General features: G+C 41.1%; 24 protein-coding genes. 13 read left to right on the top strand and 11 right to left on the bottom strand.

The features are described from left to right. The first annotated feature begins 61 nt into the window (after nt 1–61). From ACZSMY_RS09465 to ACZSMY_RS09450, 4 genes are all read left to right on the top strand, one after another. Entirely contained in the window at nt 62–3,253 is a 3,192-nt protein-coding gene (locus ACZSMY_RS09465; protein ID WP_246529042.1) for an efflux RND transporter permease subunit, read from the top strand. A 240-nt stretch (nt 3,254–3,493) separates the two neighbouring features. Continuing rightward, on the top strand, nt 3,494–3,673 hold the full coding sequence (gene sda / locus ACZSMY_RS09460) for a sporulation histidine kinase inhibitor Sda (protein WP_042532737.1): 180 nt from the start codon (nt 3,494–3,496) through the stop codon (nt 3,671–3,673). 664 nt (nt 3,674–4,337) lie between these two features. Beyond that, complete coding sequence (locus ACZSMY_RS09455) at nt 4,338–4,955, top strand: arginase family protein (RefSeq protein WP_368901848.1); 618 nt, start codon at nt 4,338–4,340, stop codon at nt 4,953–4,955. 517 nt (nt 4,956–5,472) lie between these two features. Then, the gene (locus tag ACZSMY_RS09450; protein WP_368901828.1) at nt 5,473–5,832 is read left to right on the top strand and encodes a Lin0512 family protein; all 360 of its coding nucleotides are present in this window, start codon (nt 5,473–5,475) and stop codon (nt 5,830–5,832) included. A gap of 72 nt (nt 5,833–5,904) precedes the next feature. On the opposite strand, the gene ACZSMY_RS09445 is transcribed toward ACZSMY_RS09450, so the two are convergent. Next, nucleotides 5,905–6,504 carry a TetR/AcrR family transcriptional regulator gene (locus tag ACZSMY_RS09445; protein ID WP_042536094.1) on the bottom strand — a complete coding sequence of 200 codons (600 nt, stop codon included), beginning with the start codon at nt 6,502–6,504 and terminating at the stop codon, nt 5,905–5,907. 305 nt (nt 6,505–6,809) lie between these two features. Here ACZSMY_RS09445 and ACZSMY_RS09440 point away from each other — a divergent pair, with 305 nt between their 5' ends. The 4 genes from ACZSMY_RS09440 (at nt 6,810) to ACZSMY_RS09425 (ending at nt 11,047) form a co-directional block, all read left to right on the top strand. Continuing rightward, complete coding sequence (locus ACZSMY_RS09440) at nt 6,810–7,691, top strand: ABC transporter ATP-binding protein (protein WP_465147693.1); 882 nt, start codon at nt 6,810–6,812, stop codon at nt 7,689–7,691. Between the two features lie 24 nt (nt 7,692–7,715). Then, nucleotides 7,716–9,329, top strand: a complete 1,614-nt coding sequence (locus ACZSMY_RS09435) for an ABC transporter permease (protein WP_332094218.1) — start codon at nt 7,716–7,718, stop codon at nt 9,327–9,329. A gap of 194 nt (nt 9,330–9,523) precedes the next feature. Continuing rightward, entirely contained in the window at nt 9,524–9,832 is a 309-nt protein-coding gene (locus ACZSMY_RS09430; RefSeq protein ID WP_042532745.1) for a PadR family transcriptional regulator, read from the top strand. An 18-nt stretch (nt 9,833–9,850) separates the two neighbouring features. Next, on the top strand, nt 9,851–11,047 hold the full coding sequence (locus ACZSMY_RS09425; RefSeq protein WP_042532747.1) for a chromate transporter: 1,197 nt from the start codon (nt 9,851–9,853) through the stop codon (nt 11,045–11,047). 62 nt (nt 11,048–11,109) lie between these two features. Here the strand turns inward: ACZSMY_RS09425 and ACZSMY_RS09420 are convergent, their stop codons facing one another. The 9 genes from ACZSMY_RS09420 to ACZSMY_RS09380 all read right to left on the bottom strand — a co-directional run bounded on the left by ACZSMY_RS09420 (nt 11,110) and on the right by ACZSMY_RS09380 (nt 19,901). Then, nucleotides 11,110–12,465, bottom strand: coding sequence for a sodium/glutamate symporter (locus ACZSMY_RS09420; protein WP_465147692.1), 1,356 nt, complete (start codon nt 12,463–12,465; stop codon nt 11,110–11,112). Nucleotides 12,466–12,916: 451 nt separating this feature from the next. Further along, nucleotides 12,917–13,252 (bottom strand): thioredoxin family protein, encoded by a 336-nt coding sequence (locus ACZSMY_RS09415; RefSeq protein ID WP_465147691.1) that lies wholly within the window; start codon nt 13,250–13,252, stop codon nt 12,917–12,919. Nucleotides 13,253–13,379: 127 nt separating this feature from the next. Beyond that, complete coding sequence (locus tag ACZSMY_RS09410; RefSeq protein ID WP_465147690.1) at nt 13,380–14,141, bottom strand: SDR family NAD(P)-dependent oxidoreductase; 762 nt, start codon at nt 14,139–14,141, stop codon at nt 13,380–13,382. Between the two features lie 169 nt (nt 14,142–14,310). Beyond that, nucleotides 14,311–14,643 carry a hypothetical protein gene (locus tag ACZSMY_RS09405; RefSeq protein ID WP_465147689.1) on the bottom strand — a complete coding sequence of 111 codons (333 nt, stop codon included), beginning with the start codon at nt 14,641–14,643 and terminating at the stop codon, nt 14,311–14,313. A gap of 116 nt (nt 14,644–14,759) precedes the next feature. Beyond that, complete coding sequence (locus ACZSMY_RS09400) at nt 14,760–15,221, bottom strand: RpnC/YadD family protein (RefSeq protein WP_465147688.1); 462 nt, start codon at nt 15,219–15,221, stop codon at nt 14,760–14,762. A gap of 653 nt (nt 15,222–15,874) precedes the next feature. Continuing rightward, nucleotides 15,875–16,861: a polyprenyl synthetase family protein gene (locus ACZSMY_RS09395; RefSeq protein WP_465147767.1), complete on the bottom strand. Its 987-nt coding sequence runs from the start codon at nt 16,859–16,861 to the stop codon at nt 15,875–15,877. Between the two features lie 63 nt (nt 16,862–16,924). Next, nucleotides 16,925–17,479 carry a Gx transporter family protein gene (locus tag ACZSMY_RS09390; RefSeq protein WP_193065351.1) on the bottom strand — a complete coding sequence of 185 codons (555 nt, stop codon included), beginning with the start codon at nt 17,477–17,479 and terminating at the stop codon, nt 16,925–16,927. A gap of 55 nt (nt 17,480–17,534) precedes the next feature. Further along, nucleotides 17,535–17,951, bottom strand: a complete 417-nt coding sequence (locus ACZSMY_RS09385; RefSeq protein WP_042532757.1) for a NusG domain II-containing protein — start codon at nt 17,949–17,951, stop codon at nt 17,535–17,537. A 75-nt stretch (nt 17,952–18,026) separates the two neighbouring features. Then, nucleotides 18,027–19,901 carry an FAD-dependent oxidoreductase gene (locus tag ACZSMY_RS09380; RefSeq protein WP_465147687.1) on the bottom strand — a complete coding sequence of 625 codons (1,875 nt, stop codon included), beginning with the start codon at nt 19,899–19,901 and terminating at the stop codon, nt 18,027–18,029. Between the two features lie 347 nt (nt 19,902–20,248). Between ACZSMY_RS09380 and ACZSMY_RS09375 the strand changes: the two genes are divergently transcribed. The 5 genes from ACZSMY_RS09375 to ACZSMY_RS09355 are packed head-to-tail and all read left to right on the top strand — an operon-like array spanning nt 20,249 to nt 24,751. Beyond that, entirely contained in the window at nt 20,249–21,301 is a 1,053-nt protein-coding gene (locus ACZSMY_RS09375) for an FAD:protein FMN transferase (protein ID WP_212929326.1), read from the top strand. A gap of 19 nt (nt 21,302–21,320) precedes the next feature. Next, nucleotides 21,321–22,259 (top strand): 1,4-dihydroxy-2-naphthoate polyprenyltransferase, encoded by a 939-nt coding sequence (menA, locus tag ACZSMY_RS09370; RefSeq protein ID WP_042536098.1) that lies wholly within the window; start codon nt 21,321–21,323, stop codon nt 22,257–22,259. A 22-nt stretch (nt 22,260–22,281) separates the two neighbouring features. Then, nucleotides 22,282–23,094 (top strand): energy-coupling factor transporter ATPase, encoded by an 813-nt coding sequence (locus ACZSMY_RS09365; protein ID WP_042532764.1) that lies wholly within the window; start codon nt 22,282–22,284, stop codon nt 23,092–23,094. After that, complete coding sequence (locus ACZSMY_RS09360; RefSeq protein WP_465147766.1) at nt 23,085–23,942, top strand: energy-coupling factor transporter ATPase; 858 nt, start codon at nt 23,085–23,087, stop codon at nt 23,940–23,942. Before ACZSMY_RS09365 ends, ACZSMY_RS09360 begins: the two co-directional genes overlap by 10 nt. Continuing rightward, entirely contained in the window at nt 23,939–24,751 is an 813-nt protein-coding gene (locus ACZSMY_RS09355) for an energy-coupling factor transporter transmembrane component T family protein (protein WP_042532766.1), read from the top strand. Before ACZSMY_RS09360 ends, ACZSMY_RS09355 begins: the two co-directional genes overlap by 4 nt. A 242-nt stretch (nt 24,752–24,993) precedes the next feature. On the opposite strand, the gene ACZSMY_RS09350 is transcribed toward ACZSMY_RS09355, so the two are convergent. Continuing rightward, entirely contained in the window at nt 24,994–25,548 is a 555-nt protein-coding gene (locus ACZSMY_RS09350) for a hypothetical protein (RefSeq protein WP_042532767.1), read from the bottom strand. Between the last annotated feature and the right edge of the window lie 144 nt (nt 25,549–25,692).

Genomic DNA, 25,692 nt, shown 5'->3' with positions numbered 1-25,692 from the left:
TACAACATGTTGTTGAAATTTTGAATAGACAACAAAAAATTTAATAGGAGGAATTTTGCAAGTGAAGAATTTATCGAACTTTTCTATCAAGAGACCAAAATTCACGATAGTTGTGATGTTGGTCCTTTTAATTCTGGGCGGCGTATCGCTAACCAGGCTCCCAATTCAAATGATGCCAGAGATTGAACCGCCTGTTGCAGTTGTCGCAACAAGCTACCCTGGAGCAGGGCCTGAGGAAGTCTTAGACAGCGTTACAGAACCTCTGGAAGAGGATCTTTCTACCGTTACAGGGTTACAAAATATTTCCTCACAATCACAGGAAGCTTCCTCACTCGTTATTTTGGAATTTGATTATGATATGACGATAGATGAGGTGGAGAATGAAATAACTCGTACAATATCCTCTACGAATCTGCCGGAACAGGCGGAAGAGCCAAGTTTTATCGAATTTGATATTTCCATGATGCCGAGCATACAAATGGCAGCGACGTCTACGAATGGAGACACAGCAGAATTTGAAAATCAGGTCAATGATTTGGCAAATGAACTGGAATCGATTCAAGGAGTCGCATCAATTAATATTAATGGTTTAATGGAAAGGGAAGTAGCTGTTGAATTAGATACAGAAGCACTAAGTGACTATAATCTCTCTCAATCGGATATTGCCGGAATGATTGAAGCGAATAATATTTCGATGCCTATTAATACAATTGAAGATACAGAGCAGGGTTATAACATTTCTACTCGTACCATGAATGAATTGGATGGATTGGATGAACTGCGGGAACTCGTTTTGCTCGACATGCCTGATGAAGAGGTAACATTGAATGACGTGGCAGATATTTCTATTTCCGAAGATAATGGCGGCGTCATTACCCGCTTTAACGAGGAAGATGCTGTTCAGCTTGAAATGATGTTAGCTGACGGGGCGAATGCATCTTCTGTAAACGCAGAATTTAATGAAGAATTGGATGCTTTGCTTGATGACGAGGAATATGAACAGCTTTCTGTCAGTACACTTTATGACGAAGGCGAGTATATAGATATGGCAATCGACAGTATCTATGTTTCCTTGATCAGCGGTGCGGTATTAGCAATGTTTGTGCTGTTTGCATTTATACGAAATCTGAAAGCTCCATTGATTATTGGATTATCGATTCCATTTTCCGTCATCACTACCTTTGCTTTGCTGTTTTTCACAAATATCAGCATTAACATGATGACATTGGGTGGTTTAGCACTTGGAATTGGGATGCTGCTCGATAACTCAATTGTTGTTATTGAAAATATCTATAGACATCTGTCGATGGGTAAAAATCCGAAACAAGCAGCAAGAGAAGGAACCAGGGAAGTGGTTACAGCAATCCTTGCTTCTACATTAACGACAGCTTCTGTATTTTTACCAGTCGTGTTTGTTACTGGTCTGGTAGGGCAGTTATTTACGCCATTAGCAATTACGGTTGTATTCAGTCTGCTGGCTTCCCTATTTGTAGCGGTCACGGTAGTACCGATGCTGGCAAGCCGTATTTTGACGGTACCGAAAAATATGGATGAAACGAAGCGGAAGCAAAAAGGATATATGAAACGATTGAGAAAGGCTACTGCATGGTCGTTGCGGCACAGGGCCTCTGTACTGTTTGCAGCTGTTATTCTGTTCCTTGCTGGTGCCTTTGGTTTGGCTGTGCAGGGAATGGAGTTTATGCCAGAGCAAGATGAAGGGTTTTTAACCATAGAGGTGGAAAAAGAACAGGGAACCTTACTGGAAGACACCCTGGCAACTGTAGAAGATATTGAAGCAGAACTGGATAATCATGAGGAAGTGGACGCTTATCTAAGTACAGCTGGTTCATCCGGTATGATGTCTTTTGCAGATGAAAGCAATACAGCAACCATAAGCGTGCAATTAACAGATGCAAGTAACCGAAATATGACCACTTCTGAATTTATCAATGAAGTGGAAGATGATATTCAAGATACAGATGCATCCGCAGAAATCAATGTTATCCCGATGTCACAGGCTGGCGCCGGGGAACCAAATACAGTTGTACTGAATGTTTCCGATAATGATGAAGAACGTCTGGATGAAGCAGAAACAGACATCATCAATGAATTGGAGGACGAAGCGGATATTAACAGTGTGACATCCAGCAATTCAGGGACAGTGGAAGAATTGCAAGTAGTTGTGGATAAAGCAGAAGCGCGTGAAAATGGTTTTCAGCCGGCACAGGTAGGAGAGGCTCTATATGAGGCAACCAATGGTGTCGAAGCTTCTACAATAGAAGAATCCGGCGGCTACACCACAATCAATGTGAAATATCCTGCAGATGTCTTAGAAAGTGAAGAGGCATTTGAGAATATCTCTATCCCAAATGATGAAGGAGAGTATATCGATTTAGGCGATATTGCATCGTTAGAAGAGGCTGAATCGCCTACGCTTATAAATAGAGATGAGATGACAGATACAAGGGAATTAACGGTTTCGTTCAGCGACAGCCTTTCTTTAAATGAAGCAAGTCAGCTGATTGATGACGTTATTACAGACCTTGACCTGCATGAAGATACAGAGCATTCTATGGGCGGCGATATGGAAATGCTCAATGATGCCATTCCGCAATTAATCCTTGCAATTGCACTTGGAATCGTATTTATCTACCTTGTCATGGTTGCTCAGTTTGAATCATTTAAAGCACCATTTGCTGTTATTATGACAATTCCATTAGCATTTATTGGGGTTGCTTTGTCTCTGTTAATTACCAATAATCCGCTGAGTGTCATAGCAATGGTAGGTATTATTCTGCTTATCGGAATTGTTGTGAACAATGCAATCTTGATTGTCGATTATATCCAGCAGCAGAAGGAAAAAGGAATGTCTGCTTATGAAGCGATTGAAATCAGCGTTCAAGACAGATTCAGACCGATTCTCATTACAGCTGTTACAACGATTCTGGGTATGCTTCCGCTAACGCTGGAAATCGGTGAAGGCATGGAAGGAATTGCACCAATGGGGATTGTTGTTATCGGCGGCCTGACTGCAAGTACGTTCTTAACCTTGTTTATCATTCCGATTATCTACAGCTTTATTGATCCGGAAACAAGGAAGATGAACAAGAAATATATGACGCCGGATGGAGAAATCATCACGCAGCGTCAAGTTGATGAGAGAAAGGAACAGGAAGCTGCTGCTTCTTATGAGCAGAGTGAACAAGAAGCAGATGATTCTCCAGAGGAAAACACAGGTTCAGAACAAAAATAGTAACCAATGTAATAGAATAAAATAATGTTTAAAGAGTAATCCAAACTTATTCAAGCTAAGAATAGGTTTGGATTTTCTTTTTTAGGATGTTCAAAAGAGACCTAAAAATATTATCCTACCTGGCGGTTATTGTCGAATTATTTTGCCCTTTCTGTCTTACTTTGTAATATTTTAGATAGATTCTACTTCCGGCTGTTGAAAATCGAAAGGTTCAAAAATGCTAATGTGGGAGGGATATTCATGAACAGTCTTAGGCATTTGTCAGACGAGCTCTTGCAGGAGTCCTTGAGAAATGCAGTAAAATTAAAGCTGGAACAGAATTTTTGTGCAACATTAAGAGATGAAATCAGCCAACGGGCAGAAAGGAGCAAAAAAGGCACCAGAAAAGCGATGGACATGACGAACACTTTTGAATGGTAATAACGGCAAGAGGTTCTATTGTCCTTTAATCGGTAATTGCTGAAACCGGAAGTAGAATCCCCCAGTCTGAATTTCAGGCTGGAAAGAGCAGCGTTGGTACTGAATGGTACGCAGCGCTGCCTTTTTTTTTGTTAATAGATATACTTAGTAATCGTTGTCGAATTTTAATATTTTTAGAGATGAAATATTCATTGAGACAAAAGAATAACGTAATGAAAATTGTTGGAAATTTCCCGGGAAATAGTTTGGGAGGGTTATGAAATGAATTTTGCAAGGGAATTTTTTGTTATTAATAGAGAAGTACATCAATAACTAGTAATAAATTACTTTTATGGAATATATAGTTCATTATTTTGAATGGAATAATAGAAGGAGGCAAATTATTACTTATTTATTTTTAACTGACTTCCTTTAGAATCTTTTTTAGTAATACGTATACTATAATAAATTCAAATTAAATTCTCCGCTCTGTTGTAGAGCAACATAGATCTGTTATAGAAATAACGTAATAGATGGAATCATATTTAAAGAAAGGAATGTTATATTTGACGTCATGTTTAACAGTGTAGGAATTTAGGAAAAAGGAATAGCAGGTGGCAAAGCAATATCTCAACAAATGGAAAAGACAGCTGATATCCTGAAAGAACAATAGCCGGATAAAGTCATTATTTTTGGCGGGGGCTGCTCCATGGACCAAGTACCATTTGATTATTTGAGTGGAAAATATGGAGATAAGCTAGGGATTTTATGGTTGGATGCACATCCTGATATTGCAACAACAAATGGTTCGTCAAATGGGCATGAGACGGTTGCAGCGAATTTGCTTGGAAAAGGTGCGGATCAATCTGTTACCAAAGTGAAAAATCCAATTTCTACAAGTCATATGATGTATGCAGGATTAATAGAAAAGAATTTACGTGATAGAGATAAACTAGTAAAGGAATTAAATGTACGCTTTGCCGGTCCGGATGAGCTAAAAGAGAATAGCCAGCTAATCATAGATTGGATAAAGGAAAACAAAATCGAATATTTAGCTGTTCACTTTGATCTGGATGTCTTGTCTCCAAAAAATTTCCGTTCCGTTTATCCGGCAGAACCATATACGGATGAAGAAGATTTTCCTGCTGCAGTGGGAAAAATGAAGCTTGCTGAAGTGGTCCGTGTACTGAACGATGTTTCAGGAAAAGCTGAAATTGTAGGACTTGGGATTGCTGAACATCTGCCTTGGGATGCTATTAATCTTAGAAAAGCACTTTCTGAAATCTCGATTTTTGATGATTAATTTCATTACACTAATATTATACCGCTATAAATCATTGATTTGTTTTGAGCTATCTACGTTCAAATTTGCTTGATTGAAATCTAAATTCCAGCCATCCGCGATTGATTTTCCTGTTTTCTCTATTTAGAAGTGGAAGTCTTGCAGCCAGTTATACTGCGATAAAAGCAATTCTTAAAAGATTTTATATTTGGAATAACTATAAAAGGAGTGTTTTATCACAAATTTTATCGGGAAAATGTAGGAATAAGAGCCACTTATCTAAAATGTAATTAATGAAGTCGCAGCGAACTTTGCTGCTTATGGAATTACAGCGGAATTGGTAATAAAAACAGCATAGAGATCTGGTTCGTTTATTCCAGAACGGTTGGACATATTCTATTATCTGGATTAAAAACGGTGGTTGAGCATAAGCGGTGGGAAAAATGAAAGTAATTATCATTCAAAATCAGGTATGCATAGCAAAAGGGTATTCATGTGTTATACCGAATTTGAAAAAAATCAAGAAGGAGAGAACAACATGGAAAAAAAGATATTCATTCAGACAGGTACAGGAGTAGATCTCCATGGACAGGACGTGAACCAAGCTTCAGAGCGTGCCATTAACAATGCGATACAATCTAATTCAATGCCAGGTATTCAGGACGCTCTTCCTAATCAGGATTTAAATAATATGAAGGTAAATGTGAAATTAGGCATCCCCAGAGATCTGGAGGACTTGGATGAGGAAAGAATCAAAAAGCTAATACCATATAGCGATGTGTCGGTGGAAAAACTGGAAGGAGGCTTGGCCTCGACAAATGGTATCTATCTAAGTGAGCAAAAGGATAAAAATGACCTGATGTATATTGTCAATGCCGTTGTGGAAGTAGGGTATTAATTAAGACAGAAGGGAAGGAACCGGCGCCGGATCCTTCCCTTTTTCAACCGGATAACTGTCTAAAAGCCATTATCAATCCTTCCTCGGGGCAATCCCTTTAATAAGCATCTCTGTCCATTCTTCGGTATAGGGAGCGATTTTCTCATAAATCTGCGGCTTGGAAATGCCTTCTACAATTGCCTGGAAATAAAGAATCAGAAATTCATCGGAATATTTCAAGTCCACTTTTCCCTCTTTACGGCCGCGATGGAATAAATCCAATAGCATGCCGTAATTTACTTCATTAAATTTCTGCATCATTAAAGATAGACCTTCCTCATCCTTTTTCGTGAAAAAATCCATCATTCGCATATAAAATTGGTGATTGATTTTATCTAAATAGCTGATTTTATTTTGGCTTAATGCAATCAGTGTTTCTTCAAAAGAGTGATTTTCAGCTATAATTTCTTTGGCATCGGTAATCAATTGATTAATAAAGTCCTGAAAAACTTCACGAATCAGATTATCCTTGCTGCCAAAATACTTAAAAAGGGTAGCTTTTCCGACATTTGCATGCTTTGCGATTTCCTCCATGGTTACATTGCCGGCATCTGTATCTCCGTTTATCAGCTCAAAAGCTGCTTCTAAAATCTTTCGTTTCTTTTCCTCTGTTCTTTTTTCAAAACCATTCACATATATAACCTGCTTTCCGTTGAACATTCAATAAAATTTCTAAAAATGAATGCATCTCTTCCTATTTATTATATCTGTCTAATTATGAACTGGCAAATAAAAAATAGTATATATTATATTGACTTCATTTATAAAAAGGAATAATATTGAACTGTAAAATAGTTTTGTGGTTTAAAACTTTTTATTTAAAGTATTATTTTGAACTGTGGTGTGGTGAATAGTTTTGTTTAGTTTTTTGAACGATTAAATAGGCAGAACTGGGTAAAACAGCGTATGAAATGAAGGAGAGAAGGAGTGTCAGCCTTATGACAAAAATTGTGAAATTACAAGGCCTGCAAAAGAAGTTTGGTAAGTTTCAAGCGTTAAGTGATGTGACTTTCACTGTAGAAGCGGGAGAAGTTGTTGGTTTTATCGGTCCCAACGGTGCTGGTAAGTCAACGACAATTCGTGCTTTATTAGGAATTATTAAGCGGGATGACGGGCAGGCAGAAATTTTTGGAAAGGACGTTTGGAAGGAAAGCCTGGAAATCCATAAACGTATTTCTTATGTGCCGGGAGATGTCGCGCTCTGGGGAAGTCTGACCGGGGGAGAAATTATTGATTTGTTTATGAAGCTGCATGGGGGCGGAGATAAGCAAAAACGTGATTATTTAATCAAACGTTTTGAACTGGATCCGAAGAAAAAGGCCAAGGGGTACTCCAAAGGAAACCGGCAAAAAGTTGGCTTAATCGCTGCTTTATCTGTGGAATCCGATTTATATATTTTTGATGAGCCGACTTCTGGTCTTGATCCCTTGATGGAAGCGGTCTTTCAGGAAGAAGTAGAAAAAATCAAGGAAGCAGGAAAGTCCATTTTACTGTCTTCTCATATTTTGAGTGAGGTAGAGCGTTTAGCTGACAGGGTCGTTATTATTCGTCAGGGGGAGATTGTAGAGTCCGGGACATTAGATGAATTAAGGCATTTGACTCGCTCTGCTGTCACCTTATCAACCGAAGGAGATGTTTCGCAAATGGAATTTGTAGAGGGTATCCATGATTTTACACAGAAAGATAACGAAGCGACATTTTCTGCTGATAATAAATACATCAATGCTATTTTAACGGAGGCAACGAAGCTTGGTGTGAAAAAGTTTGAAGCGGTACCGCCGACACTTGAGGATTTATTTATGCGGCATTATGAGGGATAAAAGCTGACAGGGAGGTGAAAGGCAATGAAGGAAAAATTTGCACGTTGGGATACCTTGTTTTTACAGTATCTAAAGCGTGATTGGAAAAAGATTATTTTTTGGATTTTGGGAGTAGGTTTATTTTCAGGAGGCTTTGTTCCTGCGTTTGAAGAAATAGCAAAGGGGCAAGGGTTAATAGGAATGTATGAAACACTGCAAAACCCTGCGATGATCTCCATGGTCGGTCCCACACCAATTGAAACGGCAGCGGAATATACATTAGGAGCGATGTATGCACATGAGATGTTATTATTCTGCGGATTATTTGCGATGATTATGTCTGTTCTGCATATTGTAGGTCACACACGTAAAGAGGAAGATCTCGGGCTGACGGAGCTTGTACGCTCTTTTCAAATTGGCAGACAGGCAAATTCGCTTGCAGCAATGGCAGAAGTGATTGTTATTAATGTATTATTGGCGCTTTTTATTAGCGGTCTGTTAATGATTTTTAATGTTGATACGGTTTCTGTCCACGGTTCCATTCTATTTGGAACGTCGATTGGGGTAGCCGGCGTGATTGGAGCAGTCATTGGACTGGTGATGGCGCAAATCATGCCGGCTTCATCCAGTGCCACAGGCTCAAGCTTAGGTTTGGTCGGGCTGCTCTATATTATTCGTGCTGGAACGGATGTATCGAATGTGGATTTATCCATGTTCAATCCGCTCGGCTGGACGTATTTGACTTATCCATTTACAGAGAACAGCTGGCTCCCGATTATTTTTGCCCTGATTTTTAGTGCAGTGATGGTAAGCCTTGCTTTTGCACTGGAAGGCGGGCGTGATATGGGTGCGGGTTACTTGCCTGAAAGAGAAGGCAGAGAGCATGCAAGACGGTCTCTATTATCGGTGCAGGGATTGTTTGCCAAACTGAATAAGGGAGTTATTATTGGCTGGCTGATTGGCTTTGCAGTGATGGGCGCAGCGTACGGCTCCATTTATGGGGATATGCAGACATTTCTGGAAAGTAATGAAATGATGGCGCAAATGTTTGCACAGTCAGGCGTTTCTATTGAAGAATCTTTTACAGGAACAATTATGATGGTCATGATTGTTTTGGTATCTATTCTGCCAATCGTTATTGTGAATAAGCTTTTTGCGGAAGAGAGCCGTTTGCATTTAAGCCAGCTTCACGCTACAAAAGTCACGCGCGGTCAATTTTACTGGACGACAATCGGGTTAGCAATTTTGTCCGGGTTAATTGGAACCTTGCTTGCTGCCGGAGGTCTTGGAGGTACGGCTATCTCCGTTATGGGCGACCATGGTGCGCTCAGCATCGGCGATTTTCTGGCTGCGGGCTATAACTTCTTTCCATCCGTCTTATTCTTTATCGGACTTGCAGCTTTAGCACTTGGATGGGCACCGAAGTTAGGGAAAATAATTTATGCGTATCTTGGTTATTCCTTTATCCTGAATTATTTTGGAGGTATTTTGGATTTACCGGGCTGGTTCTCGAAAACAGCCATCCAAAGCTGGATTCCGCAAATGCCGATGGACCGTTTTGATGCTCCAGTTTTTATGGTTATAACGGGCATTAGTATTGCTTTAATGATAATTGGTTACCTCGGCTATAATAGGCGGGATATGATAGAAGGAGCTTAACCTCTAAAAAATTCATTTAATCTTTGAAAGTCAATTTGTTCCATATGCGGATGGGATAGATTGGCTTTTTCCTGTTTTGTAAAGTTTCTGTAAATTTTTTAGATGATAGATTGAACTGGTTGCGCTTTAATGGTAAATTAATAACGAAATTCGATATCAGGGTTCGATATCAATACTTCAGGGGATGAATCAAATTGGAAGAAAAAATATTAAGAAAGTTATTTTTGGGATTTATTCAAATCCATATACTGCATCATGCAATGGAACACCCGATTTTTGGTGTATGGATGCTGGATGAATTAAGGGAGCATGGATACAAGATAAGTCCAGGAACCTTATATCCGATTCTTCACTCGATGGAAAAGGATGGACTATTGAGTATGGAAGAACGTAATGCAGGCGGGAAAATAAGAAAATATTATACGGCTACCGATAAAGGGCGGACCGTGCTGGAGGAAGCTCGAGAGAAAGCATATGAACTGTTTAAAGAAATTAAAGACTGACAGGGAAGGGTGTACTGGGTGAATCATATTACAACATCAAAAGAGAAATTCAAACTACTATTCGAAATTCTGCTTATTTCTACACGGCTGGGATTGACATCTTTTGGCGGACCGATTGCGCATCTTGGATATTTTCATGAGGCATATGTCCGGAAAAGAAAATGGATGGATGAAAAAAGTTACAGCGACTTAGTTGCACTGTGTCAGTTTTTACCTGGGCCAGCAAGCAGCCAAGTTGGTATTGGTATTGGTGTCATGCGCGGAGGCATCCTCGGGGGGATAATATCTTTTATTGGCTTTACGCTGCCTTCTGTCATAGCGTTGATTATTTTTGCTTTGATCTTACAAGGTTCAGCTATGGAAGAGACTGGGTGGATTCAAGGGTTAAAAATCGTAGCAGTTGTTGTTGTAGCGCATGCGATTTTAGGAATGGCTCAAAAATTGACACCGGATTTAAAGCGCAAATCCATTGCGCTGTTCGCGTTAGTTATCACTTTATTATGGCAAACAGCCTTTACTCAAGTTGGCGTTATTTTATTAGCAGGCCTCATTGGTTATTTGGTATATAAAAATCATGCTGAGAACGAAGAATCGAAATTCGTTTTTCCGATTTCCCGAAAGCTGGGGGGCATTTGTTTATCGCTTTTTTTCGGATTGCTTATTTTGCTTCCGATTTTAAAAGAAGTGACATCTCTGAATTGGATTGCTATGTTTGATAGTTTTTACCGCTCTGGTTCACTTGTTTTCGGCGGCGGACATGTTGTTTTGCCGTTGCTGGAGCGTGAATTTGTACTGACAGGCTGGATGGACGAGACCTCCTTTTTGGCCGGCTATGGGGCGGCACAGGCTGTGCCTGGACCATTATTTACATTTGCTGCATATATTGGCGCTGTTATTAACGGATGGACAGGCGGAGTGTTGGCAACTGCAGCTATCTTTTTGCCGGCATTCTTATTGATTTTAGGTGCGCTGCCATTTTGGAATCAAATCCGTCAAAATCAAAAAATGAAGGGAGCTTTGATGGGAGTAAATGCAGCTGTCGTAGGGATTTTAATTTCGGCTTTTTATCATCCTATTTGGACAAGTGCTATCCTGGGTCCGATTGATTTTGCTTTTGCGGCTATCCTATTTAGTATGCTGGTCTATTGGAAGCTGCCCCCTTGGGTGATTGTTGTGTCCGGGGCGGTTGGAGGCGCACTCCTATCGCATCTATAATGTCCGCAGGAATTTTTAATCCGTATAATTAAAAGTGAAAAAGAAAAAACACATCAAGCATGTCAGCTTGATGTGTTTTGCTGTTTACCTTGACCCCACCAGCCTGCTTTCTTGTAAATCATAATTACAATAGCAGCGCCAAGCAAGAGAACAATTGGAATTACCCAGGTAAACCCAAGTGCGAAAAGAATCGGAGCAAAGGTAACAATAATAATATCAACAGGTGCAACTCCAACATACCCCAGTGCATAGTCTTCCGGTGTCCGGCTTTTCAGTTCCGGATCAACAATTCGTAAAAGGGCAAGTCCCATCGCCACAGTACCTGTACTCCATCCCCAGCCGAAAATAGATTTCTCCAGCCAAAAATCTCTAAATATATTTGGACCGACAAAACGGAAGAGAATATATGCCCACAGTATTCCAAAGGCAAACAATAAAATCAGCGGCAATGCATAATCCATCACGACCGTAATATTGATTGAAGCAATACCAAAAGCAACCAGGAAATCAGTAGCTGTTCCGCCGATACGCTCCATTACTCGCCCGTCAATATATTTATCAGCCTTTAACTGCCGGCTGATGCCCTGAAAGACTAAGCCCAAAATGAAGGCGACGCTGAATAGCGGTATGGACACAGCTGGTATCCATTCTGTCAATAAATTGGTTAACCAGTAAGATATGCCAATTAAAAAAGCGATAATTGCCAGATGGAGAACAAGCGGGTCAATCGAATTGGATGATACCGTTTCTTGTCCCATTGCAGAACGTTTGGAAGCCGGCATTAAACCAGATTTTAGTTCAGAAGGGAGATCCCTAAAGCTTGAAATAAATGTGGTATGTCCGTTTTCCGTACTGCGTTTAATAAGAAAAAGACCTCCTAAAACAGCAACCAGAATTCCTACAGTAGCAGAGGTCATGCCAAGATCCATTGCTTCTTCCCAGCCGGCATGTGCTAACCCTTCTCCTATAGCAGCAGCCGTACCATGTCCGCCTAGAAAACCTGCTCCTAAAATAAGTCCAAACCCATCAGGCAAGTCACTGAAGATAGGGTTTAATAGAAGTAAAGCGAATAGAACGCCTGCGCCCCACATGGATAATGTTAAGATAATGGAGTAGGAGAACATATCACGAACGCGGTGAAATACCTCTGATAATCGCACTTTCGCAGCGCCGATTGGAATCGCTCCAAAAATAACTGCAATCAGCAATGTAGGGTAGCTGCTGAATTGCTCTGAAAAGGGCAGAATACCAACCCCGCTGGGACCAAATGCAAGTCCGAGAAATCCGGCAATCATGCTGGCCGGCAAGAATAGCGATTGAATCCATTTCACTTTTGCCCGTAGGATTGTTCCTGCTAATAGTAATCCTGAAATAATACTAATATCTATCATTAATGACCAAATTGTAAAGTTTTCCATTTCTAATAAAATTCCTCCTTCATTGATGTATATTGAAAAAATAGTTAGGGTTTTGTGCGAAATGTTCGCAAAAAGATGGCTAATTTTTTGGGGGCAGAGAAATAATGTACAGATTTATTATTGTACCATATAAGCAGATTTTTTCCATAGCTAACAGAAAAGAAATAATCTTGATTAAAAGGTAATAAATGGTTTGGATAGGATGTGGTTTTGTCTATGAAGTAAAAAGAAGAGGGTATTATTTAATTAGTGAGTACAGTTAAACAACCGTAACAACGCTTGCTTCAAAGTAGCGGGTGAAATAAATACAATTAGGCGGGTTAACGACTTGAATCACTCAACTGACAGGTCTTTACGATGGGACGAGGAATACCAATAGTTTTCGTCAGGACTGAAATCCCTCGTTCCAACGAAAACTATTGATTTTTTTTGGAACATAACCTTGAACCGCTTATTGGGTATACATTTCATACAACTGATCCAGTTTTTCTTCTAATTGTTCAAAACGGACAAAACGGTCCTCCCGGATATATTCTTTGCCGTCTATAATCAAAAGCATGATTGGGACAGTAAAAATCAAGAACTTTTCTGCTACTTCTTCCACCCTGGAAGCATCAATATGTCCCAGGTGGATAAGAGGGTAGTCATCCAGCATTTCGGTTAGCTTTGGCAAAATGGCATGGCATACACTGCAATCCGGTCTGGAAACGAAAAGGAAGCTTAACGCATGATTATTCAAAAATTCTTCAGCCATTTCTATGGTAGTCAGTTCGTATACCTTTTTCATTCTGCGCCTCCTTTGTAACGCTTTTTAGGACTTATACGTTTTCTAATATAATTCAATCAGGTTGATAAAACAAATGCTTTATTCAGTATATAATAAATTTCAATTTTTACGTTTCTATATTTCAATATTAATGGGCAATTTGGCCGCCATCAATCACATAGGTTTGAGCCATCACAAAGCTCGCTTTATCGGATGACAAGTAAAGCACGGTTTCCGCAATTTCATCTGGTGTTGCTGCCCGGTCTGCAGGAACGTTTCCTATCATTTCCTCACGTATTTCGGAATCTTCCAATTTCTCCTTAGCCAGTGGTGTTGCGGTGACTCCGGGCGCTACAGCATTAACGCGTATGCCTTTGTTCGCATATTCAATTCCAGCCGCCTTTGTTAACCCGACAACACCATGTTTGGCAGCAACATAAGGAGACATATCGGGATCAGCAATCAATCCGGCAACAGAAGCCGTATTGACAATACTTCCCCCGTCTGCTTTAACCATATATTCGAGCTCATACTTCAGGCAAAGGAAAACGCCTTTTAAGTCAACGGCAATCGTTTGGTCAAAATCTTCTTCTGTAGTATCAATAAAAGAAGCAATTTTAGGCAGAATCCCTGCATTGTTAAAGGCACAATCTATTTTCCCAAAGTGACCGGCTGTTTTTTCTACAAGTGATTTTACCTGATCAGCATTGCTCACATCTGTTTTAAAGAAAACCGCATCTCCGCCATTGGCTTTAATTTGTTGAACGACTTTATCGCTATCTTCGTTTATATCGCCAATCGCTATTTTTGCTCCGCGTTCAGCAAATTTTAACGCCGTCGCTTCTCCAATTCCGGAAGCTGCTCCGGTAATTAATACAACCTTGCCTTCAAAATCTTTTTCCAGAGCCATACGTATCCTCCTCCAAAAATTCGTTAATCCTTTATAAATTCCCGTTTTTCTTTAAAGTTATGCATCGTTAAATGAAAGACTGTACATGACATGCAAAACGCTTCCCCTGTAAAGACGGAGGAAGCGTTTTGCAATGCTGATATAGGATTTTTCGCAAAGAATTCATTCTTTATTTTTTAGTAAGTTTTTTAATCTCTTCTTTGCTTAATTTTGTGATCTCTGCGATTTGGTTGATCGGCATTCCTATTGCTATCAATTCTAAAGCTATTTCTTGATTTCGCTTTTTTATCCCTTCCTCTATTCCTTCCTGCTTTCCTTTCTCCAATCCTCTCTCAAAATAAGAATTCGGCAGCTGCAAAACCATGTCTTTTTCCTCCTCCGGTAAGTTCTCCATTTGCTCCATCATTTGTGCTTCCTCCTCTTTGTTTAGTTTTAAATAAGTCTCGAAATAACCATACAGGAATTCCATTTGTGCCGGGTTGATTTTCATCCGGGTGATCATGCGCAGAAACTCCAGCTTTACCTGAACCCGCTCATGCGCTTCATACCCCATTTGACTGAGCAATGCTGCGGCGGCCGGGTTGTCTGATTGAATATATGCTCTCCAGTCTTTCTTGATTAAGTGTAATTGTAAAAAGTTAAATTGAAGTACGTCTTGGGTGGGGGGGTATCGATTCTGAATTGCGTCGGTTCTTCTTTTTCCCTATTATAACTCAAAACAGCGATGGGTTGAATGGGTTTGCGGTGTTTGGCGTAAAGGTAAGAAAAATAGAGAAACATTCTTTCAGGGAAGTCCGCTTCATGCGTTGATTGTGCTTCGGTATGAATATGCAGGATTTTGTCTTCGTGATTCAGCTTTACTTCGGCGAGGACATCTATTTCCTTCTTGCGGCCATTGATATAGTCTAGATATACTTCTTGCTCAAGGAAGGACACGTTGGAGAAGTCAATGTGAGGGTGGAGATTGGGGAAAAAAGCTTCGATAAACTCTTCAAAAAACTCTTGTATCAGCTTTTTCGTCAGCCGATCATGCTTCATGTAGTCTGCTTCTTCTTCGTAAATAACCGGGAATGTAAACAATAGGACACTTCCTTTCTTTGAATTGTCTTTATTTTACCAATCATTTACAAATAAAGCTATATAAATTGAAATTAATAGCTACCGCTACAGAAAAACACTACGCTTTCCGTGGGCTTGAGCTCAGCCTCCTTTAAAGAAGACTTGCTGATTGGCAAGCCATCAGGCGCAGACAGAAGCAAAGTCGCACTTATGCCCCGCGGGTAGAAAAAAAGAAGTTCGCTTTTTTTCTGCGGGGTCTTCCCTCCGCGCTTTCCCACGACGGACAGGACGTCCTAGTGTCGGTCGTTGGTCACAGGACGTGACCGTTCTTAGCCGACCAGGAGTCTCCGTGTTTTTCTTCTGGGACTGGGACTGCGGTTACTCGCCCCACCGAAAACCATTGCGATTACTCGCCCCATCAAAAACCGTCGCTAGTTACTGTTTTCAATCATTATTTCGTGATTTTTATAAGAAAAATAAAGTGTAATTTCTTACTTCAATTTATATAGTCTTATTTTAGATGATTTTCAGCTAAACTGTAATAAACCTTCATTTTATCAGTACTCTCGCAAGTCCCGTAAAATGAAGGTTTTCATTATATAAAACACCTATAGTTTTTATTTTATTATAGATAACGGTTTGGAAAATTACTATGCAAGTTTCATTGCAGGCCATTATATTTTCCGCTCCAACAGCATCGCAGTCAATTCATACAGGGTCTCTTTATAATCCCCGACCGGCAGTTTGTTTAAGGATTTTAATGCCTTGTCTGTATACTTCAGGGCAAGCCGCCTGGATTTTTCTATGCCTTTTGTTTTTTCGACAATAGCTAATATCTCCATTAATTCTTCATCTGTTAAATCAGCTTTCTTATCTAAATAAGGATGTAATTGCTCTGGCTGTTCACGTAATGCGTAAATCAGCGGCAGGGTATACACGCCTTGACGAATATCTGCAAGCGCAGGTTTTCGCATGGTGTTGAAATCACCTTTAAAGTCTAGTATGTCATCGATAATCTGAAAGGCCATGCCAATATAGTGCCCCATATTCCAGGCGAGCATGGTCTGCCTTCGTGTTGCTTGACTGGTCACTGCTCCTGAATAGCAGCTGACAGCAAAGAGCTGCGCGGTTTTTCCGGAAATACGCGTTAAATAATCTTTGATGCTGGTTCCCTTTTGGTAGCGCGCATGGAGCTGATCCAGTTCCCCTGTGAGAATCTTTTCCATACTGCGCGCATTAAACTCAAGATGTGCTAATGTGCGCGCGTACTTAGATAAAATAGTAAAACAGACACAAAATAAATAATCACCGGAATAGATGGCAAATTGATTGCCCTGCTGGGTATGGATGGTTGGATTTCCGTGACGGAAGTCTGCTTCATCAATGACATCATCATGGATCAGAGTGGCCATATGCAAGGTTTCCAGTGCTGCGGCAACGGCTATCGACCTTTCTTTTTCCTGATGTGTTACGTCCCCAATCTGGGAACATAGAAGCGTATAGGCAGGACGCAATAATTTTCCTCCTGAATAGACCAAATCCTTAATTGTAGCTTCGATTTGTTTATCGTGGATTTGCAGGTGAGATTCAATCACCTGTAAAACGGATTGTAAATCAGATTGTAAACGGGGATAAGGTTCCCACATTGGATGAACAGGAATAGCTGGAATCGCCATCATGATAACCTCCATTTAACGAGCATAAGGATTTTTCTGTAGCCAAAGCTATGATACTTGATTGGGTTGCGTATATTTCATTTCTTGCAGGTCCCGGTAATAGTCCAGTTTTTCTACGTGATTTAATAAATAATTAGCTGCCAGACCCATGGCAATGCCTGATAAAATCCCGAATAAAGATAAAACTGGGAGGTAGAGAAGTACCGTCCATGTTTGGGCAATCCAGCTGGCAATCGTTAATTGTCCAATATTATGCAGAATAGCGCCGGCTACGCTGACTCCAATCAAGCTGATTCGGGATGGTCCGAGCTTTTTTACTCCACACATGCCGATAAAGCTTAATATGGCGCCGGCCGCACTATACATAAAAGAGGAGAGTGTACCTCCCAAGAGGGTAGCAAGGATAATCCGTATCATCACAACCTTAGACGCATCTTTTGTAGAGAGCGTGTATAACGCCATGCACGTAATAATATTCGCTAAACCGATTTTTGCACCTGGAGCGATGGCAAAAGGGGAGGGGACGGCTCTTTCTACTAAACTGATAATGACTGCCTGCGCAGCTAATAATGCAATGTATACAAGACGCTGGTTATTTGTCATCGCCAGACCCTCCCAATCTATTTCCGAACGTGTATATAAGCTGCTCAAAATTGATTTAAGAGCTGATAATCATATCTTCTGTTTCCCCGCTGTCTGATTGAATCTCGACGACAAGCTTATGAGGCAGGCAGACAATCGTCTGTCCCGGCCTGGAAATATAGCCGGTTCGCACACAGATTTGGTCAGAGCAGGTAGCACTTTTGATATGAATGCGTTCATTGTCTACTTCAATAATGTTATTGTCATGATCGGATACCTCAATCTCAATTTCTCTGGTTTCGGTATTCCCTGTCAGCTGGATTTCTTCTACAATTTCATTATCTACTGTAATCACCGCAACGTTTACTGAATCTTCTTCAGCATATTGTGACTGCTGTAAAACAAAGATGCCAATAGGGAGAAAAGATAGAAGAACCAACAGGATAACAAGAATAACATCCCAAGGTTTCAGCATATGATAGAAATCCTTCATGCCCATCCCCCCCTTATAGCTCATTCAGTAAATATTGACTCATCTCCCCGGCAAAAGCCGGGCTGCCCGATGTTTTTATTCACGATCTTTATAGATAGCCTGCTCTTTTCCATACCAGAATCTTCCCAGTGTTCTTTGCAGCCATGGAACAGCCCAGTAATCTAAACCAATGGAACGTCCGGAACCATTCATTAAGGCGATAGAAGCAGGGAGTGCCCAGATTTGATCCCAGCCGAGCATTGCGGATAAAGTAAACATCATCAGGAATCCGGCACTTGCAGCACTGGCAAGCCAAGTGAAAAGGCCGAATACAATAGCAAGGCCGATGAATAACTCAATGAAAGCCATAACCTTCTGCATAAAGATAGCTACTTCCGGTGTCGGCAGCATAATCTGCATAAACCATTCAAAAATACCTGGCATATCACTTAAAATAGGAGTGGCCCATTCTGCACCGCCATCTACCGCTTCACTTGCACTGCTGGTGGTTGTTTGCAGCCATTCAAATGGCATGTTCACGCTGTTCCCGGTCAGCCAGGAATCTTCTCCGAGTCCCTGAAATAATCGAGAAATACCTGCAGAGCCTGAGGTGACTTCACCCCAAACAGATTCTCCCCAAATTTTAGAGGCTGCTTCATCGAGCCAAAAACCGCCGACAAATAATCGCAATGGCAAGCTCCACAAAACATTTCCATATCTGGTAATTGTATCTCTGAAAATGTTGCGCTTATCCTTGGTTTGGAAAAATTCATGCATAATATAATGAAACATATAATAGCCGCTTCGTATCCCGAAGAAATAATACAGGTTAACCAAGTGCTTCATCAGATTAGCCAGCCAGCCGCTTAAACGCAGCCCCATTAAATTCGCCACACCATATCTGGCTCCGATGGAAACCATCGTGCCATGGTATTTCCCTTCAAATGCTTCTTTTTGGCCGTTATCGATTTCCGCAATAATGGATTTAGCTGCTGTCACACCTGTCTGTTCGGCCGCTTCGACAATTTGCGGCGTCGGCTTGCCTTCCTCTTCTTCAAAATAGGCTAAGTCGCCGATAACATAGACGTTCTCCAAGTTTTCTGCTTCCATATATTCATTTACTTTCAGACGTCCTGCTCTGGCAGTCGGGATACCGTAATCTTCTGTATCCGAATTTGCCTTGACCCCGGCTGTCCAAATCAATGTGTGTGTGGAAAGGGTTTCCCCTGATTTAAATACGACGCTATCCTCTTTTACTTCAACGATTGGTGAGTTTTTAAGCAAGGTAACGCCTTTTTTATTTAAATACTTTTCTGCTTTATCTGCACTTTTTCGGTCCAGCATATTTAAAATAGAGGAGGCCGCTTCGACTACATACAGCTGAATTTCTTCTTCGTCCAGTTTATTTTCCTTTGCTAAACGGTATTTCCACTCGATAAGCTCTCCAATCATTTCAATACCGGTAAAGCCGGAACCGCAAACTGTAAAGGTGAGCATGGCACGGCGTTTTTCCGGGTCATGTTCTAATGCTGCCCGTTTGACGACCTCCTCTAAATGCTGCCGGATGCGGATCGCATCTTCCCAGGACCAGAGGGTAAAGCCGTTCTCTTTTACACCTGGTGTACCAAAGTCGTTTGCTTCGCCGCCCATCCCGAGAATAAGGTAGTCATAAGCGAATTCACCGTGTTCCGTGGTGACGGTCTTCGTATCATGATCGACGTTGGTAACATTGTCTGTGACGAGTTTCACTTTGGTGCGGTTAAATAATTTTCGTAAATCAAATTGAATAGCAGATGGTTCTACCCGGTGTGCAGCTACTTCATGTAATTCTGTCATCATGGTGTGATAGGAATGTCGATCTATCAGAGTAATAGAAACAGAATCATCACGTTTGTATTTTTTGGCCAGCTTCTTAGCTGCATGCACCCCTGCGTAGCCGGCGCCAATAATAACAATATTTTTCTCCGCCATTGTATTCACTCCTTTGTAATCAAAATAGATAATGTTAAATTTGTGAACTATTGAACAATTTCATTCTAACATATTCATAAAAAAAGTCTATAGATTTGATAAATAGTTCACAAATTAAAAATAAAATATCAAATAATCAGGTGTGTCATTTTCATGACAAAATCCTTGGTAATAATAGATTTGTTTGTGTTTTTTATAGACATGATACGAAATAAATTATACAATAAACATGTAATATTTGTGAAATTATTCACAATTAAAATTATGTAAATAATTGTGAATTAAATCACATGAAAATAATTATTATGGTGTTTATTAACATTCACAAGGGCGAGGGAGGTATGAAAATGAAGAAACAAATTGGTATCTCACTGATGCTGCTGATGCTGATTATTGCAGGCTGTTCTAAAAATGCCGATTCATCAAGCGATGCATCATCATTAATCAGCAATCCATATAGTGAGACAGAATTTTTACTGGGAACAGTTATCACGATAAAGGTGTATGACAAGGATAAAGAGTCGGCGTTAGATAAGGTGTTTGACCGAATTGAAGTATTGGAACAGCAAATGACTGCCAATGAAGCTGGGTCGGAAGTGGCTGAAATCAATGAACAGGCCGGAAAAGGCCCTGTCGAGGTGTCAGAGGATGTATGGCAGGTGATTAAGCAAGGAAAGGATTACAGTGAATTGGCAGAGGGCTCCTTTGATATTGCTGTCGGTCCATTAACCAGCCTTTGGAATATCGGGATGGATGATGCGAGAAAACCGTTGCAGGAGGAAATTGATGACATACTGCCGTTGATTGATTATGAAAAAATAGAACTCGATGAAGCAGAGCAAAGCGTGATGCTGACAGAATCCAGTATGCGGTTAGACCTGGGAGCAATTGCGAAGGGTTATATTGCTGATGAAGTCATAGAACTGTTAGAGGAGGAAGGGGTCACCACTGCTGTGGTTGATTTAGGAGGCAATATATATGTTATGGGGAACCAGACATCAGGTGATCCCTGGGTTGTTGGTGTTCAAAATCCATTCTTGCCAATGGGAGAAACTGTTGGCAGATTGACTGCTTCGAATCAGTCTATCGTTACTTCTGGTATTTATGAACGTTTTTTAGAAGTGGAGGGTGAAATCTATCATCATTTATTAAATCCGCAGACTGGCTATCCGTTTGAAGGAGAGCTTGCCAGTGTTTCGGTTATCAGTGAGCATTCAATTGACGGGGATGCACTTTCGACACTGCTATATTCAAAAGGGTTAGAGGAAGGATTGGACTTTATTCAACAGATGCAGGATGCAGAAGCCATCTTTGTGACAAAGGACAAAAATGTTTATATCACCGATGGATTAGCCGGCAATTTTGAACTGACAGATGAGGAATTTACGTTAATAGAATAGGTGAGGGGAGCGGGCTATGATGACACTGCCTACGTTTTTAAAGCTGGTAGAAATTCGCACCAAATTAGCTAGTTTATTTCCGTTTTTAATTGGACTATTATTTGTTATCTATCGTTATGATATGTTTGAACCGCTAAACACAGCTATTTTCTTTAGTGCCATGCTGCTGTTTGATTTAACTACAACGGCTATCAATAATTACATGGATTATAAGAAGGCATTAAGTGATGACTATCGCAGACAATCCAATATTATCGGACAGGAAAATATCCCTGAAAAGAGAGTGGTGGCCACGATTATTACCATGCTGGCGATAGCTTCACTATTAGGGATTTGGCTGGTATTTCGTACGGATTTATTTGTGCTGGTTATTGGCATGCTTTGTTTTGCGATTGGTATTTTTTATACATTTGGACCGATTCCGCTGTCCCGTATGCCGCTTGGCGAGGTGTTTTCCGGTGTGACGATGGGATTTGGCATTACATTTCTAGCTATCTATGTCAATGCCGCTAATCAGGGAATAGCCCATTTAGGCTGGACTGGACGCATGATTACCTTTGAAATGGATGTCCTGCTGCTGCTGGAGATTTTCCTGGTCTCGCTCCCCTGTATACTGACCATTGCGAATATCATGCTGGCAAATAATATCTGCGATCTGGAAGAGGATATTGCCAATAAGCGTTTTACCCTTCCTTATTATATCGGCAGAAAGCATGCTTTGTTATTATTCCATCTTCTCTATGTACTCACATTTGCAGCGATTGTAACCGCTGTGCTGCTTCAGGTGCTGCCTGTCTATGCCTTGCTTGTATGCCTGGTGCTGATTCCAATCACGAAAAGCATCAGACGGTTTAGACAAAAGCAGAGTAAGCTGGAAACTTTTCCATTATCTTTGAAAAATATGATGCTCGTAAATGGAACGATGGCGATTACCTTGCTTGTATCCGTTATTTTGTAATCTAGAAGAGAGGGGTGGAGAAATGTCAACGCCTTGTGTCAACGTAGAAAATGTCTTTTTTCATTATAATCTGCAAAAGCAGGAGGAAACGATAGCAGACCTTTCCTTTACCGCAGAGCGCGGGGAGTGGCTGGCTGTTGTCGGACATAATGGTTCGGGGAAGTCAACCTTAGCCAGTTTGCTGGTCGGGCTGCGCGCGCCCTCCTCAGGAAGCATTTATATTAATGGAATCGAGCTGACAGAGGAATCCAAGTGGGAGCTTCGCAGTCATATCGGATTAGTATTTCAAAACCCGGAAAATCAATTTATTGGAACAACCGTAAAAGACGACGTGGCATTCGCCTTGGAAAATCAGAACATGCCTTATCATGAAATGAAGCAGCGGGTAAATCGTGCGTTGGAAATGGTTGGAATGAGCCGCTATGCAGATCATGACCCTTCCCGTTTATCTGGGGGACAGAAGCAGCGCGTCGCTATTGCCGGACTTTTAGCGTTACAGCCTGCCATTATTGTATTAGACGAAGCCATGGTGATGCTTGACCCTAAAAGCAGACAGGAATTCATGCATTTTTTACATGATTTGCGAAAACAGCAACAGCTGACCATTATTTCGATAACCCATGATATGAATGAAGCGGAAGCCGCGGATAGAATGCTGGTTTTACAGAAAGGCAGTGTGAAGGAAATAGACAGACCTGCCCAGATTTTTCAAAGAGAGGATTGGCTGGATGTTCCTTTTATAGAAGCATTGAGAAGAAAATTAAAAGAACGGGGCAGTGCCGTACCTGACCAATATATGACAGAGCAGGAAATGATGCGATGGCTATGCAGATAAATTTACAGGAAGTAACCGCAGATTATCAAGCAGGTCCGATTCGCAGCCCGGAGATATTAAAGTCAATTAGTACAACGATAAAGTCAGGCTCCTTTACAGCTGTAGTCGGCCAGACCGGTTCCGGAAAATCAAGCTTATTGAAGCTGATGAATGGATTGCTCCTTCCGAAAAAAGGGGAGGTAGCTGTCGGCGAAGTAACAATTACGCTGGAAAATGCGAAGCAATCCGTAAAAGAAGCACGGCGAAAAGTGGGGATGGTTTTTCAATTCCCAGAATCCCAGCTGTTTGCAGAAACGGTGGAAAAAGATATTATGTTCGGACCGATGAATTTTGGAGTGCCTGAAGCAGAGGCGAAGGAGATTGCCCTAGAGGTTATTGGGCGTGTCGGTTTAGATGCATCTATTTTGTCGAAGTCACCATTCTCTTTGTCCGGCGGTCAAAAACGGTATGTGGCGATGGCGGGAATATTAGCCATGCGTCCAGATATTCTTGTTTTAGATGAACCTGGCGCCGGGCTGGATCCAAAAGGGAAGAAAGAAGTGATGGACCTGATCCATGCCTGGCATAAAGAGCGCGGATTAACAACGTTGCTGGTTACCCATGATATGGATGATGCAGCTTATTATGCAGACGAAGTTGTCGTGATGGAGGAAGGCAGAATAGTTTTTCAGGGAGAGCCTGAGCAATTATTTGCCGATGTATCTGCGGTTCATCAATGGGGACTGGAATTGCCGCAGGCCAGGAAGCTGCAGGTAAAGCTGGAGCAGGAAGCGGGCGTTACCTTGCCACAGGTTTGTCTGACGCTGGATCAGCTGTCAGATGCTTTAGTAGAGGCGGGATTAGCATGAACAAATTAATCTTAGGACGTTATTTCCCTGGCGATTCGCTGCTTCATTGTATTGATCCCAGAGCTAAACTAATCGCAGGGATTTCGTTTATTTTTATCTTATTTATTGCCAACAATTGGCTCACGTATCTGGTGCTGTGGCTTTTTACCTTTACGATGATGAAGATTTCCGGAGTCTCCCTCCGCATCTATATTCGCGGTGTCCGGCCGCTGATATGGCTGATTTTATTTACCGTGCTGTTACAGGTAATGTTTACGGCAGGGGGCGAAATATATATCGATTGGGGACCAATTACCATTTCATCCTTTGGTTTAATCAATGGGGTATACATTTTTAGCCGCTTTGCCATGATTATTTTTGTATCGACAGTCATTACTTTAACCACGAAGCCAATTGATTTGACAGATGCGATTAATTATCTGCTTCAACCTTTGAAACGGCTCAAACTGCCGGTCGACGAAATATCACTCATGCTGTCGGTAGCGCTTCGTTTTATTCCCATTATACTGGACGAAACGCAGAAAGTGCTGGATGCACAGCGTGCCAGAGGGATTGTATTTGGCGAAGGGTCACTGCTTCAGCAGATGAAGAAAATCGTTCCGATGTTTGTTCCATTGTTCGTCAGCTCCCTGGTCAGGGCAGAGGATATGGCGAATGCGATGGAGGTAAGAGGCTACCAGTCCAATCAACCAAGATCCTCCTTTCGACGCTTGCATTGGCGGAAGGGAGATACGTTCACTCTTTTTGCCATGGTGCTGCTGTCGGTTATCCTGATCGTATTACGGACAGAGGGGCATCACTTTCATTGATAGATGGATTGGTGTCATTTTTAGAAAAGAAGGTTACACGAAAACGTCTCTTCTCTGATTTTTGAACAGGGAGGAGACAGTATGATGGAATAAAGAAAAAACGCAATAAGAACGGCCGATTTTTCTACTATTTAAAAAAGCGGACAAGCTTTGACTTGGCCGCTTTTTTAGCGAGGTATCTGTTTATTTAATTTGAATCGGGGAGGGGGAACAGGACGCATCCTGTTAGAGCCTTGCTATTTTTATTCGATTTCGCCTGTTACTTCTCCATCAATGGTTGCGGAGCTTTCTGCTTCTTCATTTGCAAATTGTAAATTTCCGTCAATGGTTGCTGTTTCATCCAGCATAAAGCCGTTTGCTTCGACAATTACGTCACCTTCCAGAGTACCGCCTTGAAAATTCAAGTTTTCACTCTGTACGGTCATGCTGGGAACGGTAATCGTAAATGAGTCTGTAATGTTATGGTCTTCATCTTGTGTATATGGAGCAATTTTACGATAAATATCACTGGATTCGTCGTCTTTATCATAGAATTCGCCGGCAACCACGACATCCTCATCTATGGCGATATCATCCAGTGTAGCGATAATCCAAGTTCCATCCTCGCTGACTGCGTTGACAAAGGCGTCGGGCTGATCAACAAGGGATGCGGTTGTGACGACATCTTCTTCTGTTTCCTCCGTATCGTTTGTTGCATTTTCGTCTGTCTGCTCCTCTTCGTCAGCACCGCATGCGGCCAAAAATCCCACTAACAATAGGGACAAAAAGGACATAAATATAAGCTTGAATCTCATCATAAAACCTCCTAAGTGTTGTCTTGTGATTATCTTCACAATAAGTATATCATAGAATATGGAGGTATTTCGTGAAGTATTTGTGAAATAATGAACATGATGAATAGAAAGTGTGACAAATTTAAATCAATAAAGTAAAAAGGGGTT

It is taken from the genome of Oceanobacillus sp. B139/18 (assembly GCF_055524595.1).
This window is presented reverse-complemented; position numbering and strand designations above follow the sequence as displayed.

Excerpts from the sequence above, each read along its gene's own strand:
- sda (WP_042532737.1), top strand. The coding sequence starts at position 3,494 with ATGAACAGTCTTAGGCATTTGTCAGACGAGCTCTTGCAGGAGTCCTTG.
- ACZSMY_RS09450 (WP_368901828.1), top strand. The coding sequence starts at position 5,473 with ATGGAAAAAAAGATATTCATTCAGACAGGTACAGGAGTAGATCTCCAT.
- ACZSMY_RS09440 (WP_465147693.1), top strand. The coding sequence starts at position 6,810 with ATGACAAAAATTGTGAAATTACAAGGCCTGCAAAAGAAGTTTGGTAAG.
- ACZSMY_RS09435 (WP_332094218.1), top strand. The coding sequence starts at position 7,716 with ATGAAGGAAAAATTTGCACGTTGGGATACCTTGTTTTTACAGTATCTA.
- ACZSMY_RS09420 (WP_465147692.1), bottom strand. The coding sequence starts at position 12,465 with ATGGAAAACTTTACAATTTGGTCATTAATGATAGATATTAGTATTATT.
- ACZSMY_RS09415 (WP_465147691.1), bottom strand. The coding sequence starts at position 13,252 with ATGAAAAAGGTATACGAACTGACTACCATAGAAATGGCTGAAGAATTT.
- ACZSMY_RS09410 (WP_465147690.1), bottom strand. The coding sequence starts at position 14,141 with ATGGCTCTGGAAAAAGATTTTGAAGGCAAGGTTGTATTAATTACCGGA.
- ACZSMY_RS09405 (WP_465147689.1), bottom strand. The coding sequence starts at position 14,643 with ATGATCACCCGGATGAAAATCAACCCGGCACAAATGGAATTCCTGTAT.
- ACZSMY_RS09390 (WP_193065351.1), bottom strand. The coding sequence starts at position 17,479 with ATGACAAATAACCAGCGTCTTGTATACATTGCATTATTAGCTGCGCAG.
- ACZSMY_RS09385 (WP_042532757.1), bottom strand. The coding sequence starts at position 17,951 with ATGAAGGATTTCTATCATATGCTGAAACCTTGGGATGTTATTCTTGTT.
- ACZSMY_RS09380 (WP_465147687.1), bottom strand. The coding sequence starts at position 19,901 with ATGGCGGAGAAAAATATTGTTATTATTGGCGCCGGCTACGCAGGGGTG.
- ACZSMY_RS09375 (WP_212929326.1), top strand. The coding sequence starts at position 20,249 with ATGAAGAAACAAATTGGTATCTCACTGATGCTGCTGATGCTGATTATT.
- menA (WP_042536098.1), top strand. The coding sequence starts at position 21,321 with ATGACACTGCCTACGTTTTTAAAGCTGGTAGAAATTCGCACCAAATTA.
- ACZSMY_RS09365 (WP_042532764.1), top strand. The coding sequence starts at position 22,282 with ATGTCAACGCCTTGTGTCAACGTAGAAAATGTCTTTTTTCATTATAAT.
- ACZSMY_RS09360 (WP_465147766.1), top strand. The coding sequence starts at position 23,085 with ATGCAGATAAATTTACAGGAAGTAACCGCAGATTATCAAGCAGGTCCG.
- ACZSMY_RS09355 (WP_042532766.1), top strand. The coding sequence starts at position 23,939 with ATGAACAAATTAATCTTAGGACGTTATTTCCCTGGCGATTCGCTGCTT.
- ACZSMY_RS09350 (WP_042532767.1), bottom strand. The coding sequence starts at position 25,548 with ATGATGAGATTCAAGCTTATATTTATGTCCTTTTTGTCCCTATTGTTA.